Source organism: Lacticaseibacillus jixianensis (genome assembly GCF_003946485.1).
Taxonomy (GTDB): domain Bacteria; phylum Bacillota; class Bacilli; order Lactobacillales; family Lactobacillaceae; genus Lacticaseibacillus; species Lacticaseibacillus jixianensis.
Window position 1 is genome coordinate 16,718 of sequence record NZ_RHOJ01000028.1, and the last position, 19,000, is coordinate 35,717.

Below are 19,000 nucleotides of genomic sequence, written 5' to 3' on the forward strand. Positions count from 1 at the left end.
CGCCACGCGGGAGCAGCTAACTACGCCGCGAGCCTCGCCGCCAAAAAGCGGCGGCAATGCTCGCGGCTAGGTTACCTGTCCCGCTAAGTGCGCGAACCCTGCGCACCTTAACTGGGCTTCGGGCTGGCAACGCGGGAGTGGCTAGCTACGCCCAACGCCTCGAAGCCAAAGTGCGGCTTCAATGCCGTGAGCTATGATCAGCTTGTAGCGCACAGCGCGTACAAGCTGACATGCGTAGCGGCTAGCCATCCCGCTAAAACCGCCAGCCCTGCGCACCTTATATTCGATCCAGCGTGACCAGTTTGCCCGTTTCGGCCACGGTGAAGTGGAAGGTGCCGCTGGTCGTCGTCACCCCGCCGCGGTAGCTGGCCATGAGTTTGCCGTCGACCAAGCTGCCGTCTGGGTTCATGTCGATCCAGCCGCCAGTGATCGTGCTCGGGGCGGCGAGCTGAGTTTTGATGGTTTTGAATAACCGGTTGGGCAGACGCCGGTGCCAGTAGTCGTGGTTTTGAATCGCGTAGGCGGCAGTCAGCGCGGCGAGGCTCAAACTACCAAGGGTCAACCAAGTGGATTTTTTCATCATACCCGCTCCTTTTGGGCTTAGTATAATCGAAAAACCGCAGCGCCGCATTGCTAAATTGCTGATCAGTGAGTATAATATCCTTATTAAAAGTTAGCAGGAGGCACACCATTATGAAAAAATTCGCAAGCAACGCGGAGATCCTCGAAGCGGCCAAGGCGCCGGGCAAGCAGATGCTGTTCTTTTCAGCAGACTGGTGCCCGGATTGCCGGTTCATCAAGCCGGCGATGCCAGAGGTCGAAAAGGACTTCGCGGATTACAACTTTATCTATGTGGACCGTGATGATAACATTGAGGTCGCGCAGCAGATGGGGGTCATGGGGATCCCTAGCTTCATCGCGTTTGAAGACGGCAAGGAAATTGGCCGTTTCGTCAATAAAGACCGCAAGACCAAGCAAGAGGTCGAAGACTTCATTAGCAGCCTGGCCTAAGTCATTGGGGAGGAACTTTTTTTGATCACGAGTTATAACAAAGCCGCCTGGGGCGACACACTGATCGCGGTCCTGGCGCCGGATCAGCCGGAGCAGACCGTTAAAACAGCTGGCGCCATCGCCGGGATCTACGATGCGAAGGGCAATCCACTGGGCTTCAACTTTTTCAACGTGAGCGCAGTGGTGCCAATCGAAGGCCGCGGCCAGGTGACACTGACTGAAACCCAGCGTCTCGCCTTGAACGACGCCATCACGGCTGCCGGCCTGCCTGGCGCGTTGCCGCTGGCAGAGAGTCCGAAGTTCGTGATCGGGAAAATCGTCGCCTTCAAGGCGCACCCGAAGTCAGATCACCTGCACATCACCCAGGTCGACTTTGGCTCGTTCCAAAAGCAGATCGTTTGCGGCGCGCCTAATGCCGCTTTGGGCGAAACCGTCGTTGCCGCCTTGCCAGGCGCAATGATGCCAGACGGCAAGATCATCTGGCCGGGTGAGCTGATGGGCGTTGAAAGCGACGGCATGCTGAGCTCGGCGCGCGAGCTCGGGATCCCAGGCGCACCGGACAAGCGCGGTATCCTGCTGATGCCGGACTCGCTCCCGGCCGGCACCCCGTTTGATTTTACCAAGGCCGAGGCCGTCGTTGCCGCGCAGGCGTAACTGTAATGTGAGCTGCTGGTTTAGCCAAAATAAAGAGGGTCCTCGCACCACGATTCGTTTTTGGAATCGTGGTGGGGGGATTTTTTTTGAAGGTGCGCAGGGTCGACGGTTTTAGCGGGATGGGTAGCCTAGCCGGGTGCTTTACTCGCAAAGCGAGTGAAGCGCCAGGCGTAGCTAGCCACTCCCGCGTTGTCGACCCGCAGCCCGATTACGCCAAGGTGCGCAGGGTCGACGGTCTTAGCCCGACGATTAGTTTAAAGGTGCAGAGCGGCCGCGTCTGCTGGCCAGGTGCGGCTACCTGCCGTCGTGCCCCAGCGGCGTGTCTTGGCCCACGCGTGCCAAGGCCAATGAGGCCGCGCCTCTTTGCCGCTGGTCACCAAAAGTGAAAAGCCGTCTCATTATGGTGAAGAAAATGATGCTCATTTTCATAAACGGCGGCGGTCCCGCTTTCGCCGTATGCTAGAATGGTAAAAGAATATTCAGGAAGGGAGCCTTGGCATGCCGCATTATGATGGGCCGGTCTTTCACCGGCCAAACCAGCCAGCACCGGCGGACTATCCGCTGCCGCCGCGCGCACATCGGCCCAAGCACGAGAAAGAGGCGGATGCGCCTGATCGCTTCGCCGTCGCGCCGATGGACGCCTTAAAGACCCCGGCCAGTGTGACTAACCGTGACCACAAGCCGGTTGTCGATTACGCGCAGGTGATTGCCGCCTTGACCGCTGCTCCCGCGCAGTTGTACATCCCTGACGATGGCACCAGCGATGCGTCGTGGGCCGCAGCGGATGCACCCACTGCTCAGCTGCCGATCAGTGAGGCCGCGAGCGGCAGCACTGAGGCGACTGAAGCTGCCGAGGAGACTGGCCCAGTGGCTGGCGGTCAGGTGAACCCGGCTCACGCGGGTGAAGCAACCCCGCCTGAAGCATCGGCGGCTCAGCAGGTCACCGAAAAAAGCGGGCCCGTGGAAGCGCCGGCCCTAGGTCTGTCTGCGCGCCGCAGTGCGGCACCAGCTCCGGCAGAGGTCGACCGCGAATTGGCCCAGACCGCGCCTTTGACCCGCCTCAAGGAGGCGGACGGCCGGGTGCCGGCTACGGTGTCGGAACTGTTGCGCCACGGCGTGAAGCAGGCGCCAGCGACCGGGCGGTGGTCGGTTCAAGCGCCGCGCTTTCCCCGGCCACCGCTGACCAAGCAGCCACAGCCGGCCGCTGCAAGTCGTGGGCCCATCCCCACGCGCCAGGCGGTTCAGGCTGAAGGCGGGCCGTCAGCGGCCGCAAACGGCGCAGCTCGTGAAGCCGCAAAGAAACCAACGTCAGCTCCCACTCACGCTGCTGGCCAAGCTGACCGGCAAGGGGCAGGGACCCAGCCAGCCGCACATTCGGTTGGCACTGCCGCCTACCAGCTGCCGCCGCTCTCACTGTTGAAAGCGCCGGTGCAGGTCGACGCCCAGGCTCAGGCCGATTGGGTCGCGGCCCAAACCAAGCTGCTCAATTCTGCACTGGCGAACTTTCACGTCGACGCGGCAGTGGTGGCCAACACGGTGGGGCCGACGGTGACGCAGTTTCAGCTGAAGCTGGCGCCTGGCGTGAAGGTCAGCAAGATCACCAACCTTCAGGACGACCTGAAGTTGGCGCTGGCCGCGCGCGACATTCGCATTGAGGCCCCCATCCCTGGGCACAACACCGTCGGCATCGAGATCCCGAACTTGAAACCGCGGCCGGTCATGCTCAAGGAAGTGCTAGCCGCACCGGTGTTCCAGCAGGCGGCTTCGCCTTTGACGGTGGCCCTCGGGGTCAACTTATTTGGCCAACCAGTGGTGGCCAACTTGGCGAAAATGCCGCACGGCCTGATCGCCGGGGCGACGGGCGCCGGCAAGTCGGTGTTCATCAACAGCCTGATCACGTCGCTGCTGTATAAAGCAACACCGCGCCAGGTCCGGCTGCTGTTGATCGACCCCAAGGCCGTGGAGCTGGCCGTGTACGATGGGCTGCCGCATTTGGTCGCACCGGTGGTGTCCGATCCGAAAAGTGCCAGCGCGGCCCTGAAGTGGGTGGTGGACGAAATGGAGCGGCGGTATCAGAAGATGGCGGCGGCCCACGCCCGCAGTTTGGCGCAGTTCAACGCGCTGGCCCGCCAGCACGGCCACGATAGTCTCGTGATGCCGAGCATCGTCGTCATCATTGATGAGCTGGCCGACCTGATGCTGGTGGCCGCCAGCGAGATCCAGGATTACATCGCGCGCATCACCGCCAAGGCCCGGGCGGCTGGGATTCACCTGATCGTCGCCACCCAGCGGCCGAGCGTGGATGTGATCACTGGGACCATCAAGAACAACATCCCCACCCGGATCGCCTTCATGGTCGCCAGTCAGGTCGACTCGCGCACCATCATCGACCACGCGGGGGCCGAAAGTTTGCTGGGCCGCGGCGACATGCTGTACCTGGGCAACGGCGCGAGCCAGCCCGTGCGGCTGCAGGGGACATTCATCGACCCCGAGCTGGAACAGATCACGGCGTTTGTGCGGGAGCAGGAGCCGCCGCATTACCTGTTTGATCCGCACCAACTGGTCAAAAAGGCGCAGGCGGTGGAGGCCCAAGACGACCTGTTTCCGCAAGTGCTAAAATATGTGGCGGGGGTCGAGACCGTTTCGACGTCAGCGCTTCAGCGGCAGTTTAGCATCGGGTACAACCGCGCTGCCAAGCTGATCGACGAGCTGGCCGCCCGCCACTACGTTTCCGCGCAAAACGGCGCCAAGCCGCGCGACGTGTACATCAATCAACAAGACCTGCCGACGCCTCACGACGCCGACTGAAAGGGTAGAAGTAGACAATGACAGAGGAAATCGATTATTTTATCGGCATTAAAGGTTCGGGGATGAGTGCGCTCGCACTGATCCTCCATGACTTGGGTCACACCGTGCTTGGCTCGGACATCACCCAGTACACTTTCACTCAGCGCGGTCTTGAAGCCGCCGGGATCAAGACGCTCCCGTTTGACGCCGACAACATTAAGCCCGGCTACACCATTATCTGTGGCAATAGTTTCACGGACGAGCATCCTGAAGTGCGGCGCGCCAAGGAACTGGGCCTGCCGTTTTACCGGTACCACGAGTACCTGGGCAAGCTGCTGGCCCATTACACCAGTATCGGTGTGGCCGGCGCGCACGGTAAGACGTCCACGACCGGGCTGCTCGCGCACACGCTCAGTGGGATCGACAAGACCTCTTACCTGATCGGCGACGGCACGGGTAAGGGCACGAAGGACTCAAAGTTCTTCGTGTTTGAAGCCGACGAGTATCGGCGCCACTTCCTGGCCTATCACCCAGACTACCTGATCGCCACCAACATCGATTTTGATCACCCGGACTACTACACCGGGATCGAGGACGTGTACGACGCGTTCGAGACCGAGGCCAGTCAGGTCAAGAAGGCCATTTTTGCCTGGGGCGACGACAAGTGGCTCCGCAAGCTGACCGCGCAGGTGCCGATCTACTACTACGGGCTGTCGGACCAAGACGACTACCAGGCCAAAAACGTGGTGCGGACGACCGAGGGTTCCACTTTCGACGCCTATCACGACGGCCACAAGATCGGCCGCTTCTTCGTGCCGCTGTTTGGGGAACACAGCGTGCTGAACGCGCTGGCCGTGGTGGCTGTCAGCGATGCCGAAGGGCTCAATCCCGAATACATCGCCCGCGAGCTGGCCGGCTTCAAGGGCGTTAAGCGGCGCTTCTCCGAGACGGAAGTGAACGGGACCGTGATCATCGACGATTACGCGCACCATCCAAACGAAATCAAGGCGACGCTGGACGCTGCCCGCCAGAAATTTCCGAATAAGGAGATCGTGGCGGTCTTCCAGCCGCACACCTACTCCCGGACGATCGCTTACCTGGACGAATTCGGCGCGGTGCTTGACACCGCCGATGCCGTCTTCGTCACCCCGATCTTCAGCTCGGCGCGCGAAACGTCCGGCTCGGTTTCGGCCGAAGACGTGGTCGCTAAGGTGCAAAAGGGCGGTCAGGTCCTGCACCTCGAAGACGTCTCACCGCTGCTGGCCCACAAGGACGGGGTCCTCGTCTTCATGGGCGCCGGCGACGTGCAAAAGTACGAAACGGCCTTCAAGGCGCTGCTGCAAAAGTGATCCCGGCTGCCGCCGGCCCAGGGCAAGCACCGGTCAATCTCAGCCTAAAGTCCAACTGAAAACGCGACTGAGTTTGGTATAATAGGCTCAAGTATTCGAAAGGACTGATTTCATGCAAGAGGAACGGCGTGTCGTCAATGATTCCGGGTTGACTGGGTTTTTCAACCGGGTGTATTCAACAATGGGGCTGGGCTTGCTGCTGACGGCGGTGGTCTCTTACCTGCTGGGAACGGTGTTCCTACCGCAGTACGTCGGCTTCATCAGCCAGCATCCTGTCATGTTCTACGTGCTCGTGTTCCTGCCGATCCTTCTTTCGTTCGGCGTCAGTAGCCGGCGCGCCCAGCAGAACGCCGCGTATGCGAGCCTGATGTTCTACCTGATCTCGGCGAGTTACGGGGTCACGTTCACCGTGATCCTGATGTCCTACCGGCAGTCGATCGTGGCCATCTCGTTTCTGACCACGGCGGTGATCTTCATCACCATGTCGGTCGTGGGCCGGACCACGCAGAAGGATCTGACCCACGCGGGGGCGATCGCCACTGCCGGGCTCGTTGGCGTGATCCTGCTAAGTCTGCTCAACATGTTCCTGGGTTCTAGTCCGCTGATGTACCTCATCAGCTACGCCATTTTGGTCATCTTCATCGTGATGACGGCATTTGACACCCAAAAGCTCAAGCGCATCTACCTCACGGCGGACAGCCGCGGCGGGGATTTGGTCAACACCAACAGTTTGGCCGTCCAAGGCGCCCTGGCGCTGTACCTGGACTTCCTCAACATTTTCTTGGCGCTTCTGCAAATCTTCGGCGGCTCGGATCGGCGTTAACCGCTGAGCAGTAAGCAAACGCCAGGCAAGCCTCACCTTCGTGGTGGGGCTTTTTGCTTGCCGTAAAAAGCGGGCGCGGGTCTGCTATAATGAAAGGCAGAACAGGAGGCAGCTATGGCACAAGAAAAATTACTGCTGATCGACGGTAGCTCGCTCGCGTTTCGGGCGTTTTACGCGATGTATACGCAGATGGACCGCTTCACCAACAAGGACGGCGTGCACACCAACGCGGTGATGACGTTCAACAGCATGCTCGACAACGTGATGGCTGAGTTTAAGCCGCAGCACGTGCTGGTGGCCTTCGACAAGAGTGGGGGCACCTTCCGCACGAAGATGTTCGATGCTTACAAGGGCCAGCGTGAAAAGGCGCCCAGTGAGTTTTTGGAGCAGCTACCGTACATCAACCGGCTGCTCGAAGATCACGGCATTAAGCACTACGCCCTGCAGGACTACGAGGCCGATGACATCATCGGCACGCTGGCCAAGCAGGCGGAGGCGCGCGGCTGGCACACCGATATCATCACCGGCGACCGCGACTTGACGCAGCTGGCCACTGACCAAGTCACGGTGCAGGTGACGCGCAAGGGGGTCGGCGAGCTGGAGGCCTTCACCCCGGCGCACATCCAAGAGACGCTGGGCCTTGCGCCCAAGCAGATCATCGACCTGAAGGGCCTGATGGGCGACGCCTCAGACAACTACCCCGGGGTGACCAAGGTCGGGGAGAAGACCGCCCTCAAGCTGCTTCACCAGTTTGGCTCGATCGCGAACCTTTACCAGAACCTGGATACCCTCAAGGCCAGCAAGATGAAGGAGAACTTGATCAACGACCGGGACAAGGCGGAGATGAGCCGGACGCTGGCGACCATCGACCAGGCCGCGCCCATTGAGATCGGGCTGGACGATCTGGCTTACACCGGGCCCGACCTGGAGAAGCTGCGCGCGCTTTACACCGAGCTGGACATGCGGCAGGCCCTCAAGAAGCTGCCCGGCAGCGAAACGACGGCCCCCAAGGCGGCGCTTCACTACGTCGTGTTGACCGACGCCAACTTGGCCCTGCTGCCGCAGACCAACTTGCCGGTCGCCTTTGAAATTGAAATGCTTGACGACAACTACCACGTCTCGCCTGAAATCGGCTTTTTCATCGGGACCAAGGACGAGACCTTCGTGGCCACGGACGTCACGCTGCTGACGCTGAAGCCGCTGCAGACGTGGCTGGCGGCCCATGAGCTCACGGTGTTCGACGCCAAGCGCAACCTGGTCGCAGCTAACCGGCTGAACCTGACCCTGCCGAAGATCGGTTTTGATGTCCTGCTGGCCTCGTACCTGCTGAATCCGGATCAAAACAGCAACGACTTCGGCCAGATCGCCGAAGACCACGATTACCAGCTGCCGCTGGACGCGGACGTTTACGGTAAAGGGGCCAAGCGCCAGGTGCCAGACGACGAGACGCTGTTCAACCATTTCGCCGAAAAGGCGCAATGCCTGCTGGCGCTGCGGCCGCACCTGCTCAAGGACCTGGAAGCCCAGGACCAGACCAAGCTGTTTTCAGAGATGGAGCTGCCGCTGGCCATGGTGCTCGCGCGGATGGAGATCGCCGGCATCGTCTTGGATCAGCCGACGCTCAAGGCGATGGGCGACCAGTGGACGGCCACCATGCACGTGCTGGAAGAGAAGATCTACGGCGAGGCGGGCCTGAAGTTCAACCTGAATTCGCCTAAGCAGTTGGGCGAGGTACTGTTTGAAAAGCTCAACTTACCGGTGATCAAAAAGACCAAGACCGGTTACTCGACGTCCGTGGACGTGCTCGAGCAGCTGAAATCCGCCAGTCCCGTCGTTCAGGACATCTTGGATTACCGGACGGTGGCTAAGCTGCAGTCGACGTACGTGGCGGGCCTACTGAAGGCGGTGCTGCCGGACGGCAAGATCCACACCCGTTATCTGCAGACGCTGACGGCGACCGGCCGGCTGTCGTCGGTCGATCCCAACATGCAAAACATCCCGGCGCGCGACGAGGGCAAGCAGGTCCGGCAGGCGTTTGTGCCGAGTCAGCCGGGCTGGCAGATTTTCTCCTCCGACTACTCGCAGATCGAACTGCGCGTGCTTGCCCACATTTCCGGTGACAAGAACATGCAGGAAGCCTTTAAAGAGGACCGCGATATTCACGCCAACACCGCGATGCGCATCTTTGACCTGGATTCGCCGGATCAGGTCACCCCGGACATGCGGCGGCAGGCCAAGGCCACGAACTTCGGGATCGTTTACGGTATCTCGGACTTTGGGCTGGCCAAGAACATCGGCATCACGCGCCAGCAGGCCAAGGCGTTCATCGCCGGGTACTTCGCCCAGTATCCGCAGGTCCATGACTACATGGAGAAAATGGTGCAGACCGCGCGGGAGAACGGGTACGTCGAGACGCTGTTCCACCGCCGCCGCTACCTGAATGATATCCACTCGCGCAACTTTAACCTGCGGCAGTTTGCCGAGCGGACGGCGATGAACACGCCGATCCAAGGCAGCGCCGCCGACATTATCAAGGTGGCCATGATCCGCATGCAGCAGATGCTGGAACGCGAGCACCTGCAGTCGCGGATGCTGCTGCAGGTGCACGACGAACTGATCTTCGAAGGACCGGCTGATGAAATGCCCAAGCTCGCCGCCCTGGTGCCGAAGGTCATGGATTCGGCCGTGAGCCTGGATGTGCCCCTGAAAGTGGAAAGCCACTTTGGCAACACGTGGTTTGACGCCAAATAAAATGATGAGGAAGTTTTGTCAGCATGCCAGAATTACCAGAAGTTGAAAACGTGCGCCGCGGGCTTGCTCACCTGATCGTCGGCAAAACCGTCCAGACGATCACCACCGACTGGGAGAAGATCCTGATCGGCGGGGTCCAGCACTTTAACCAGCAGCTAACAGGGGCGACCATCACCGGCATCGACCGGCGCGGGAAGTACCTGCTGCTGCGCTTTGATAACGGCAAGACCTTAGTGTCACACCTGCGCATGGAGGGCAAGTACCAGCTGGCGCTCAACAAGCAGGACCCACCGGCGCGGTTTTGGCACGTGAGCTTCACGTTTACCGATGCCTCGCAGCTGCGGTATTTGGACATGCGCAAGTTTGGCCGCATGCAGCTGGTGGCCACGGGCAGCGAGGAAACGGTGGTGCCGGGCCTGGCGAAAATGGGCCCGGAGCCGACGCCCGCCACTTTTGACGCCGAAGCATTTTACCAGACTGTTCACAAGCGCAAGGCGCCGATCAAGTCCGTGATCCTGGACCAAAGCGTCGTGGCCGGGGTTGGCAACATTTACGCGGACGAAAGCCTGTGGCTCAGTCGGCTCAACCCCGCGCAGCCGGCCGCCACGCTGACGCGCAAGGAGGCCTTCCAGCTGCACGATCAGATCATCGCGGAACTGGCCAAGGCGATCCGCCTTGGCGGGACCTCGGTTCACTCGTTCGTCGATGCGGATGGGCACCGCGGCGCCATGCAGGATCAGCTCCATGTTTACGATCGGGAAGGGACCCCGTGCGATCGCTGTCAGACGACGATCGTGAAGATTAAGGTTGGCCAGCGCGGCACGCACTATTGCCCGCAGTGCCAGCCGCTGAGGAAGCGCAAGTTAAAATGACATATGTTCTCGGTTTGACCGGCGGTATTGCGACGGGAAAAAGCACGGTGGCAGCGGAGTTTCGCAAGTTAGGGTGTCCGGTCGTGGACGCGGACGAAATCGCGCGTGAGATCGTGGAACCCGGGCGGCCGGCGCTGCGCAAGATCGAGGCCGCGTTTGGCCCCACGGTGATCCGGCCGGACGGCACCCTGGATCGCAAGAGCTTGGGCGACTTGGTGTTCAATGACCCCGAGAAGCTGAACACGCTCAACGCGATCGACCACCCCTACCTGCGGGCGGCCATCACTGATGCGCTGGCGGCAGCTATTGCCACCGGCGCCAAGGTCGTCGTGGGGGAGATCCCGCTCCTGTACGAAACGCACTATGAAGGCAGCTTTGATGGCGTGGCCGTGGTGACGCTGCCGCCGATCATGCAGCTGGAGCGCTTGATGGCCAGGGATGACCTGACCCGCGAAGCCGCTCAGGCGCGGATCGCCGCGCAGATGCCGCTAGAGGAGAAGATCGCGCGGGCCGATTTTCTGATCGACAACTCGCAGGGACCGGCGATGCGGCGGGCCCAGTGCCAAGAGCTGCTCGGCCAGTTGGCTGGGTGATTGTTCAATTCGGGCGTGGTATAATGTAGTATCAAAATGAAGAAGGTGTGCCCTTGCTCTGCCCACATTGTCATCATAATAGTTCCCGCGTCGTCGATTCGCGGCCGACAGACGGCGGCCGGGCGATCAGGCGGCGCCGTGAGTGCGAGAACTGCGGCTTTCGGTTCACGACGTTCGAGCGGGTCGAGCAGACGCCGCTGCTCGTGATCAAGAAGAACGGCACGCGTGAGGAATTCAGCCGCGAGAAGATCCTGAAGGGGCTGATCCGCGCGGCCGAGAAGCGGCCGGTCACGATGGAACAGATGCAGAAGATCGTCGAGAACGTCGAAAATAAGCTGCGGGCCATCGGCGAAAACGAGGTCTCCAGCCAGCAGATCGGCGAATACGTCATGAAGCAGCTGGCAGAAGTTGATGACGTGGCGTACATTCGCTTCGCGTCGGTGTACCGCCAGTTCAAGGACATGTCCGTGTTTATGCAGGAGCTGCAGGACATGATGAAACGTGAAAAGGCCAGCGATAAGTAACAAAGCGGGAGTGGGGCAACCGACTCCTATTTTTTCAGTCAGGAGGGATGACCATGGCACGACCGACAAACTACATGGCCCAGGACGATTACATCGTGCTGCAGGCGACCTACTTCAGCGACCAGGATCAGGACGTGGTCGTTCACCTTTACCAGCCACTGATCGGCCCGGTCGCGCTGGCCCTTTACCTCAGCTTGTGGAACGATTCCCAGCGCGCCCCCACGGCGAGTGCGCGGCGCAAGCAGACCGCGCTGATGGACCTGCTCGGGGTGGATCTTGACGTCCTGTACGATGCCCGGGTGCGCCTTGAGGCCTTGGGGCTGATGCGGACCTACACCACCACGGACGCCAGTGGCCGCTACTACGCTTACGAGCTGTACCGCCCGGTCGAGGCGGACGCCTTTTTCCAGGACGCGACGCTCAGCTTGCTCTTGTTTGATCGAGTCGGGCAGGCCCGCTACTCGGCGCTGGCGAACCGGTACGCGATCCACACGGTGCGGGCGCAGTCCTGGCAGGAGGTGTCCGCGCACTTGCTGGACGTCTTTACGCTGACGGCCGTGGCGCCGCCAAAGCCGACCACGGCGGCCAGCCAGTCGGTCCAGCAAAAGGCTTTACCTCAGGTGACGCTGAGTGATGGCGCCGGTTACGATTGGGAACTGCTGGAGCAGCTCTGCACGCGCGCCGGGGTTAAGCCCGGTGAGATCGCGGCGCACCGCGCCACGCTGGCGCAGCTGGCGACGTTCTACGGGCTCACGCCACCGGTCTTCGCCCGGTTGATCCAGCAGGCCACCAGCCGCGCCACCGGGACGCTGGCCGAACGCACCTTGCGCCAAATCGTTGAGCAGACCTACCAGAAGCAGGCGCCTCACCTGAGACCGCGGAACGCCGCGCAGCCGGCCGCGCCGGCGGCCCAGCAGCCGACCGGACCGCTGACCGTCAGCGAGCAGCAGCTGGTGCAAGAAGCCAAGCAGACGCCGCCGCGCGAGTTCTTGGAGCTGGCCAAGCACCGCAAGAGCCCGCAGCTGTTTGTGGCGAGCAATGAGGAGCAGGCGGTGGCAAAGCTGGCTTCGCGCAACGTGTTTGACAGTGCGACCATCAACGTCCTGATCGATTACGTGCTGCAGAATTACGACAGTGTCACCCAGGCCTTGCTTGACAACATCGCCAACCGCTGGCTGGCCGCAGGCGTTGACAGCCCGGAGCGGGCGCTGCAGGCCATCAAGGACTACGAGCAGCAAAAGCGCCAACCGCGGCAACGCAGAGCCGCCCCGGCGCGCCAGGAAGCCAAGCCGGCGTGGCTGGATCAGCCGTACGAAAGCAAAAAGGCCGAGGATCCCGCGAAAAACGCCGAGATCGCGGCCAAGATCGCGCAACTGCGGGCCCTGAGAAAGGATGACAGCGATGAAACCCATGAATGAAGAGTTGGCGAAGATCATGGATCAGCGGCAGATGACCGCCGCCTACCGCCAAATGATGCAAGCGGCCGTCGCTGATGCGGACGTTCAGCGCTTTTTGCAGGCCAACCAGGCGCAGCTGGCCCCGGACGCCGTGACCCGCGGGGCGGCCAAGATCTACGAGTTTGTGACCGCGCGTGATCGGCTCAAGGCGGGGGACCCGTTGATCGCGCCCGGCTATGAGCCGCAGCTGGTGGTCTCAAACGGGCTGATCGACATCGATTACGTGGCGACCCCGGAGAAGCTGGCGGCGGATGCCCAGGCGGCGCAGGCCAGGTTGATCACGGCCTTGAACATGCCCAAGGCGATCAAAACCGCCAGTCTGGAAACCTACGATCCGCGTTACCGTAGTGATGCGCTGTCGGCGGCGCTGGACTTCACGATGGGGATGGCCAAGGCCCCGAATGAGTTTCATAAGGGCCTCTACCTGACGGGGCCGTTTGGGGTGGGCAAGACCTTCCTGCTGGGCGCCATTGCCAACGACCTGGCCGAGCAGGGGATCGCGTCGACCCTGCTGCACTACCCGACGTTTGCGGTGGAGATGAAGCAGGCGATCACGGATAACTCCGTGCTGGCCAAAGTCGATCGCATCAAGAAGGCGAAGGTACTGATGATCGACGACATTGGTGCGGAAGCCTGGAGCGCCTGGGTGCGCGACGAAGTGCTCGGCATTATTTTGCAGTACCGGATGCAGGAGGAGCTGCCGACGCTGTTCACTTCAAACAAAAACATGCAGGAGCTCGCGGCGTTTCTGTCCGGCAGTGAAACGGGCAAGGCGGACGAGCCGGTCAAGGCCCAGCGGATCATGGAACGGGTGCGCTTTTTGGCCACCGAGATCAACGTGGCCGGACCGGACCGGCGCAACGGCTGATCGCAAACCCTGCACAGCAGTCTGCGAGCCGTGAACTTTTTTCGCGGCAGCCCTTGCACGCGGTCTTGGGCTGTGGTTTAATCTAGGTATCAAAGACGAAAGCAACAAGAACGTCCCACCCAGAGAGCGCGGCACCGCTGAAAGCCGCGCATCACGTTCGCACCACTTTCCGAGAGCGGCCGCATGGCCCCCGCAGCGCAGGTTACGCGCAACGAGTGGAAAGCAGTGCTTTCAAATCGGGTGGAACCGCGAGTCAAATCGTCCCGAGTGTCAATAGACACTCGAGGCGATTTTTGTTTTTCGTCACAAAAGGAGAATGGCTATGTCAATCAAGATCACACTACCAGATAACAGCATCAAAGAGTTTGACGCCGGCGTTTCGACGCTGGACGTTGCCAAGAGCATTGCCAACAGCCTGGCCAAAAAGGCCGTCGCCGGCAAGTACAACGGGGCGTTCGTGGACCTCACCGCGCCGCTGAACGCGGATGGCAGCCTGGAGATCGTCACCAAGGATTCTGCGGCCGGCCTGACCGTCCTGCGCGAAACCGGGGCCTTTGTTCTCGCGGCCGCCATCAAGGCGCTGCACCCAGAAGTGCGGCTGGGCGAAGGCGAAGCGGCCGAAGACGGCTTCTTTTACGACACCGACCGGGAAGACGGGCAACTGACCGTCGACGAGCTGCCGGCCCTGGACGAGAAGATGAAGGCCATCATCAAGGCCAACGCCCCGATCGAAAAGGTCAGCATGAGCAAAGCCGACGCCAAAAAGGCGTTTGCCGACGAACCCTACAAGGTGCAGCTGATCGATGCCCTCGCGGGGGATCAGGTGACCGGCTACAAGCTCGGCGACTTCGTTGATTTTGAAGAAGCGGTGCTGCTGCCTAACCTGAAGGACCTTAAGCACTTCTCCCTGCTGTCCGTTGCCGGCGCCTACTGGCAGGGCAAGTCAAGCAACCCGATGCTTCAGCGGATCTACGCGACGGCCTACTACAAGGAAGCCGACCTGGAAGCCGACGCCAAGCGCCGCCAGGAGGCAAAAGAGCGTGACCACCGGGTGATCGGCCGCGATTTGGACCTGTTCTTCGTTGATCCCAAGGTCGGCGCCGGCCTGCCGTACTGGATGCCAAACGGGGCGACCATTCGGCGCATCATCGAGCGTTACATCATCGACAAGGAACTGGCCGATGGCTACGAGCATGTGTACACGCCCGTTTTGATGAACCTGGACGCCTACAAGACTTCCGGCCACTGGGACCACTACCGCGATGACATGTTCCCGCCAATGGACATGGGCGACGGCGAGATGCTGGAGCTGCGGCCGATGAACTGCCCGAGCCACATTCAGATCTTCAAGCACCACATCCGCTCTTACCGGGAGCTGCCGCTGCGCATCGCCGAGCTGGGCATGATGCACCGCTACGAAAAATCCGGGGCCCTTTCCGGCCTGCAGCGCGTGCGCGAAATGACGCTCAACGATGGGCACACCTTCGTCGCGCTCGATCAGGTGCAAGAAGAGTTCAAGAAGATCCTGAAGCTGATCATGGACGTTTATGAGGACTTCAACATTTCCGACTACACCTTCCGCCTGTCGTACCGGGACCCGAAGAACACCGAGAAGTACTTTGACGACGATGAGATGTGGACCCGAAGCCAGACCATGCTGAAGGGCGCCATGGACGACCTGGGCCTGGACTACTACGAAGCAGAAGGCGAAGCGGCCTTCTATGGCCCGAAGCTGGACATCCAGACCAAGACGGCCCTGGGCAACGACGAAACGATGTCCACCATCCAGCTCGACTTCATGCTGCCGGAACGCTTTGACCTCAGCTACGTCGGGGCCGACGGCGAGAACCACCGGCCGGTCATGATCCACCGCGGGATCGTGGGCACGATGGAGCGCTTCATCGCCTACCTGACGGAAATTTACAAGGGGGCGTTCCCAACCTGGCTGGCCCCAACGCAGGTCAAGGTGATCCCGGTTTCCTTGGATCAGCACATGGAATACGCCAAGCTCTTGAAGGATAAGATGCTGAAGGCCGGCCTGCGGGTCGAGCTGGACAGCCGCAACGAACAGATGGGTTACAAGATCCGCGAAGCGCAGACCCAGAAGGTGCCATACACCGTGGTCGTGGGGGACAAAGAGGTCAACAGTGCCGCCGTTTCCGTGCGGCGCTACGGTGAAAGCAGCGCCGAGGAAATGCCGGCTAACCTGTTCATCGAAGCGGTCGAGGCGGAAGTCAAGAACTACAGCCGCGACGGTAAGCACAAGCGCGGTGAAGGCCAGGCGCAACTGGATAAGTAAGCCAGCGGCAGCCGGCCATGCTGCCCGCTTGGCGGGAAAAGCTTGACGCCAGAGGCAGCGGCGTGTATGATTGTGAAGTTGAGAAAAAGCAGAAGTTCCCGCTTCTCACCCACGCCTCTGGCCTCTAGGTAAATGATCGGTAGATAATCGACGGCGGGTGCAATCTGCACCCGTCGTCTTTTTGCTTTTCTCGAAATTAATTCGGAGGTGAATTGCCATAGCACGAGATATGATGGTCAATGATGGGATCCGCTCACGCGAGGTCCGCTTGATCGACCAGAATGGTGAACAACTTGGCGTCAAGAGCACGCGTGAAGCGATGGAACTTGCAGCCACTGCGAACTTGGACTTGGTCCTCGTTTCGCCCACTGCCAAGCCGCCAGTTGCCCGCATCATGGACTTCGGCAAATTCCGGTTCGAACTGCAGAAAAAGCAGCGCGAAGCACGCAAGAAGCAAAAAACCATCAGCATTAAGGAAATTCGGCTGAGCCCGACCATCGGTGAAGCTGATTTCAACACCCGCCTGAAGAACGCACGCAAGTTCCTTGAAAAAGGGGACAAGGTTAAGGTTTCTGTGCGGTTCCGGGGCCGGGCGATCACCCATAAGGACTTGGGTCGAAAAGTCCTGGAACAAATGGCCGACGTGGTCAAGGACATCGCGAACGTCGAGGTTCGTCCGAAGATGGACGGGCGCTTCATGTTTCTGATGCTTGCCCCGAAGCCAGATCCGAAGAAGCAATAGGCTAACTGTTGCCCCTTCAACATACGTATTAGGAGGAAAATCGTCATGCCAAAATTCAAGACCCACCGCGCTTCTGCTAAGCGCTTCAAGAAAACTGCTAGCGGCGCTTTGAAGCGGGGCCACGCTTACACGAGCCACCGGTTCCACGGTAAGACCAAGAAGCAGCGTCGTCAGCTGCGCAAGTCAGGTTTGGTATCCCACTCAGATATGAAGCGGATCCGCCAGATGATGAGTCAGATGAAGTAGTGTGCCATTTGGCCAGTGCGGCCGGCACATATCGTTTTCGCTTGATTTTTGAGGAGGAATTAACATGCCACGTGTAAAAGGTGGAACAGTAACTCGCAAACGTCGTAAGAAGGTTCTCAAGCTCGCCAAAGGTTACCGCGGCGCTAAGCACCTGTTGTTCAAGGCGGCTAACGCTCAGGTCATGGTTTCGTACCGGTACGCATTCCGCGACCGCCGCGCAACCAAGCGCAACTTCCGCTCCCTGTGGATCGCCCGCATCAACGCTGCGGCGCGGATCAACGACATTTCTTACAGCAAGCTGATGCATGGTTTGAAGCTTGCCAACATCGACATGAACCGTAAGATGCTTGCCGAAATCGCCGTTTCCGACCCAGACAGCTTTGCTGCCTTGGCAGAAACCGCTAAAAAGGCTTTGGCATAAGGTTCATTATCACAGGCTGAGACACCAAGCGGTTTTAGCCCGAAACGTCCTGCACGATGATTCGTTTATTTGAATCATTGTGCAGGGCTTTTTTGGTCCCTGATTTGCTCTCTGAACAGCCCCTGCGTGGCGAGGTGGGGGCAGGGACGGCGCAGCCCGATAGCCGCCACGCATGTCAGCCGGTACGCTGCACGGGGCTGGCCGATCATACCGCTTTCGCCTGGCCCACCGCGGTCAATGATCGCCAGGCCACAATAAATTATTTCAGAATGTTATTGAAAGCGGTTACCCCCGGTGCTAAACTATCTTTGGATAAACGATTGCTAAAGATTTAATCGCTTAAGTCCTAAAATTAATCTGAGGTGAGAATCATGGCAGAGCCATTTGTGACAAGCAGCGCGGAACAGCCCCTTGACGTGATCAACGTGTTTGACTTGGAGGAAGCCGCCAAGCAGGTCATTCCGCAAGGCGCGTACGGTTACATCGCCAGCGGGGCGCAGGACCTGTACACGATCCGGGAAAACATCAAAGCGTTCAACCACAAGCTGGTTGCGCCAAGGGTCTTGCAGGAGATCTCGTTTCCGGCCGATATGCACGTTGATTTCATGGGGCACCGGCTGACTAGTCCGCTCATCATGGCCCCGGTGGCGGCCCACAAGCTCGCCAACACGCAAGGGGAAGTGGCCACTGCGCGGGCAGTGGCCAAGCACAAGACGGTGTTTACCATCTCGTCTTTTGCCAGCGAGACCTACGAGGCGCAGGCGGCAGCGCGCGGCGACTCGCCGCAGTGGTTCCAGCTTTACCAAAGCAAGGATGACGGCGCCACCAAGCAGATGCTCGACACAGCGAAGGCGAACGGCGCCGAAGTGATCGTCCTGACCGCGGACGCCACGGTGGGCGGCTACCGGGAGGCCGACAAGCGCAACCACTTCACCTTCCCGGTGGGGCTGCCGATCGTGCCGTACGAGGACGGCAAAGACCAGACCATGGATTCGGTTTATAAGTCCGCTAAGCAGGCGCTGGCGCCCAAGGACATCGAGTTCATCAAGGCCTACTCTGGCCTGCCGGTGTACGTCAAAGGCGTGCAGACGGCGGCCGACGCCGAGGTCGCCATCAAAGCCGGCGCAGACGGCATTTGGGTCTCCAATCACGGCGGCCGGCAGCTCGACGGCGGCGTGGCCTCCTTCGACGCCCTTCAGGTGGTGGCGCAGCAGGTGGCGCACCGGGTGCCGATCGTGTTTGATTCCGGGGTACGGCGCGGGATGCACGTCTTTAAGGCGCTGGCGTCCGGGGCGGACCTGGTCGCTATCGGCCGGCCCGTCATCTACGGGCTGGCCCTGGGCGGCAGTCAAGGCGTCGAGGCGGTTTTCCGTGAACTGGAAAACGAGCTGCTGATCGCGATGCAGCTGACCGGGACGCACAATGTTGAGGAGATCAAGCGCACCCACCTGATCGACAACGTTTATGGCAATTAAAGTTGCCACCAAAACGAGGCCGAGACATAATTCTCGCCCACAAGAAAAAGCCCTGAGAATCCGAATAATACGGAATCTCAGGGCTTCTTTTTGTGGGCACAGCGCCCATTCTCTGCTAACCTTAACTT

General features: G+C 60.3%; 17 protein-coding genes. 16 read left to right on the plus strand and 1 reads right to left on the minus strand.

Translation table 11 applies throughout. The features are described 5' to 3' along the window. Positions 1-277: 277 nt before the first annotated feature. Positions 278-580 (minus strand): hypothetical protein, encoded by a 303-nt coding sequence (locus EKM85_RS09820; protein ID WP_125586430.1) that lies wholly within the window; start codon positions 578-580, stop codon positions 278-280. 110 nt (positions 581-690) lie between these two features. Between EKM85_RS09820 and EKM85_RS09825 the strand changes: the two genes are divergently transcribed. From EKM85_RS09825 to EKM85_RS09900, 16 genes are all read left to right on the plus strand, one after another. Then, positions 691-1,011, plus strand: a complete 321-nt coding sequence (locus EKM85_RS09825; protein WP_263853303.1) for a thioredoxin family protein — start codon at positions 691-693, stop codon at positions 1,009-1,011. 21 nt (positions 1,012-1,032) lie between these two features. Then, entirely contained in the window at positions 1,033-1,665 is a 633-nt protein-coding gene (gene ytpR, locus EKM85_RS09830; protein ID WP_225418981.1) for a YtpR family tRNA-binding protein, read from the plus strand. 498 nt (positions 1,666-2,163) lie between these two features. Continuing rightward, the gene (locus EKM85_RS09835) at positions 2,164-4,473 is read left to right on the plus strand and encodes a DNA translocase FtsK (protein WP_125586436.1); all 2,310 of its coding nucleotides are present in this window, start codon (positions 2,164-2,166) and stop codon (positions 4,471-4,473) included. A 17-nt stretch (positions 4,474-4,490) separates the two neighbouring features. Continuing rightward, positions 4,491-5,801 (plus strand): UDP-N-acetylmuramate--L-alanine ligase, encoded by a 1,311-nt coding sequence (murC, locus tag EKM85_RS09840; RefSeq protein ID WP_125586438.1) that lies wholly within the window; start codon positions 4,491-4,493, stop codon positions 5,799-5,801. A gap of 112 nt (positions 5,802-5,913) precedes the next feature. Further along, complete coding sequence (locus tag EKM85_RS09845) at positions 5,914-6,624, plus strand: Bax inhibitor-1/YccA family protein (RefSeq protein WP_125586440.1); 711 nt, start codon at positions 5,914-5,916, stop codon at positions 6,622-6,624. A gap of 114 nt (positions 6,625-6,738) precedes the next feature. Next, positions 6,739-9,375, plus strand: coding sequence for a DNA polymerase I (polA, locus tag EKM85_RS09850; protein ID WP_125586442.1), 2,637 nt, complete (start codon positions 6,739-6,741; stop codon positions 9,373-9,375). A 23-nt stretch (positions 9,376-9,398) separates the two neighbouring features. Further along, on the plus strand, positions 9,399-10,247 hold the full coding sequence (gene mutM / locus EKM85_RS09855) for a bifunctional DNA-formamidopyrimidine glycosylase/DNA-(apurinic or apyrimidinic site) lyase (RefSeq protein WP_125586444.1): 849 nt from the start codon (positions 9,399-9,401) through the stop codon (positions 10,245-10,247). Further along, positions 10,244-10,840: a dephospho-CoA kinase gene (coaE, locus tag EKM85_RS09860; protein WP_125586446.1), complete on the plus strand. Its 597-nt coding sequence runs from the start codon at positions 10,244-10,246 to the stop codon at positions 10,838-10,840. Before mutM ends, coaE begins: the two co-directional genes overlap by 4 nt. Before the next feature lie 53 nt (positions 10,841-10,893). Next, positions 10,894-11,364: a transcriptional regulator NrdR gene (gene nrdR, locus EKM85_RS09865; protein ID WP_125586448.1), complete on the plus strand. Its 471-nt coding sequence runs from the start codon at positions 10,894-10,896 to the stop codon at positions 11,362-11,364. A 53-nt stretch (positions 11,365-11,417) separates the two neighbouring features. Next, positions 11,418-12,782, plus strand: a complete 1,365-nt coding sequence (locus EKM85_RS09870) for a replication initiation and membrane attachment family protein (RefSeq protein WP_125586450.1) — start codon at positions 11,418-11,420, stop codon at positions 12,780-12,782. Next, the gene (gene dnaI / locus EKM85_RS09875) at positions 12,766-13,689 is read left to right on the plus strand and encodes a primosomal protein DnaI (protein ID WP_125586453.1); all 924 of its coding nucleotides are present in this window, start codon (positions 12,766-12,768) and stop codon (positions 13,687-13,689) included. Before EKM85_RS09870 ends, dnaI begins: the two co-directional genes overlap by 17 nt. Before the next feature lie 322 nt (positions 13,690-14,011). Beyond that, positions 14,012-15,988 (plus strand): threonine--tRNA ligase, encoded by a 1,977-nt coding sequence (thrS, locus tag EKM85_RS09880; RefSeq protein WP_125586455.1) that lies wholly within the window; start codon positions 14,012-14,014, stop codon positions 15,986-15,988. Positions 15,989-16,199: 211 nt separating this feature from the next. Next, on the plus strand, positions 16,200-16,730 hold the full coding sequence (infC, locus tag EKM85_RS09885; protein ID WP_164510743.1) for a translation initiation factor IF-3: 531 nt from the start codon (positions 16,200-16,202) through the stop codon (positions 16,728-16,730). A 45-nt stretch (positions 16,731-16,775) separates the two neighbouring features. Further along, a complete protein-coding gene (gene rpmI, locus EKM85_RS09890; RefSeq protein ID WP_054665996.1) occupies positions 16,776-16,976 on the plus strand; it encodes a 50S ribosomal protein L35 in 201 nt (66 codons plus the stop codon). 64 nt (positions 16,977-17,040) lie between these two features. Further along, complete coding sequence (rplT, locus tag EKM85_RS09895) at positions 17,041-17,397, plus strand: 50S ribosomal protein L20 (RefSeq protein ID WP_125586457.1); 357 nt, start codon at positions 17,041-17,043, stop codon at positions 17,395-17,397. Positions 17,398-17,768: 371 nt separating this feature from the next. Then, positions 17,769-18,872, plus strand: a complete 1,104-nt coding sequence (locus tag EKM85_RS09900; protein ID WP_125586459.1) for an alpha-hydroxy-acid oxidizing protein — start codon at positions 17,769-17,771, stop codon at positions 18,870-18,872. Positions 18,873-19,000 lie beyond the last annotated feature (128 nt).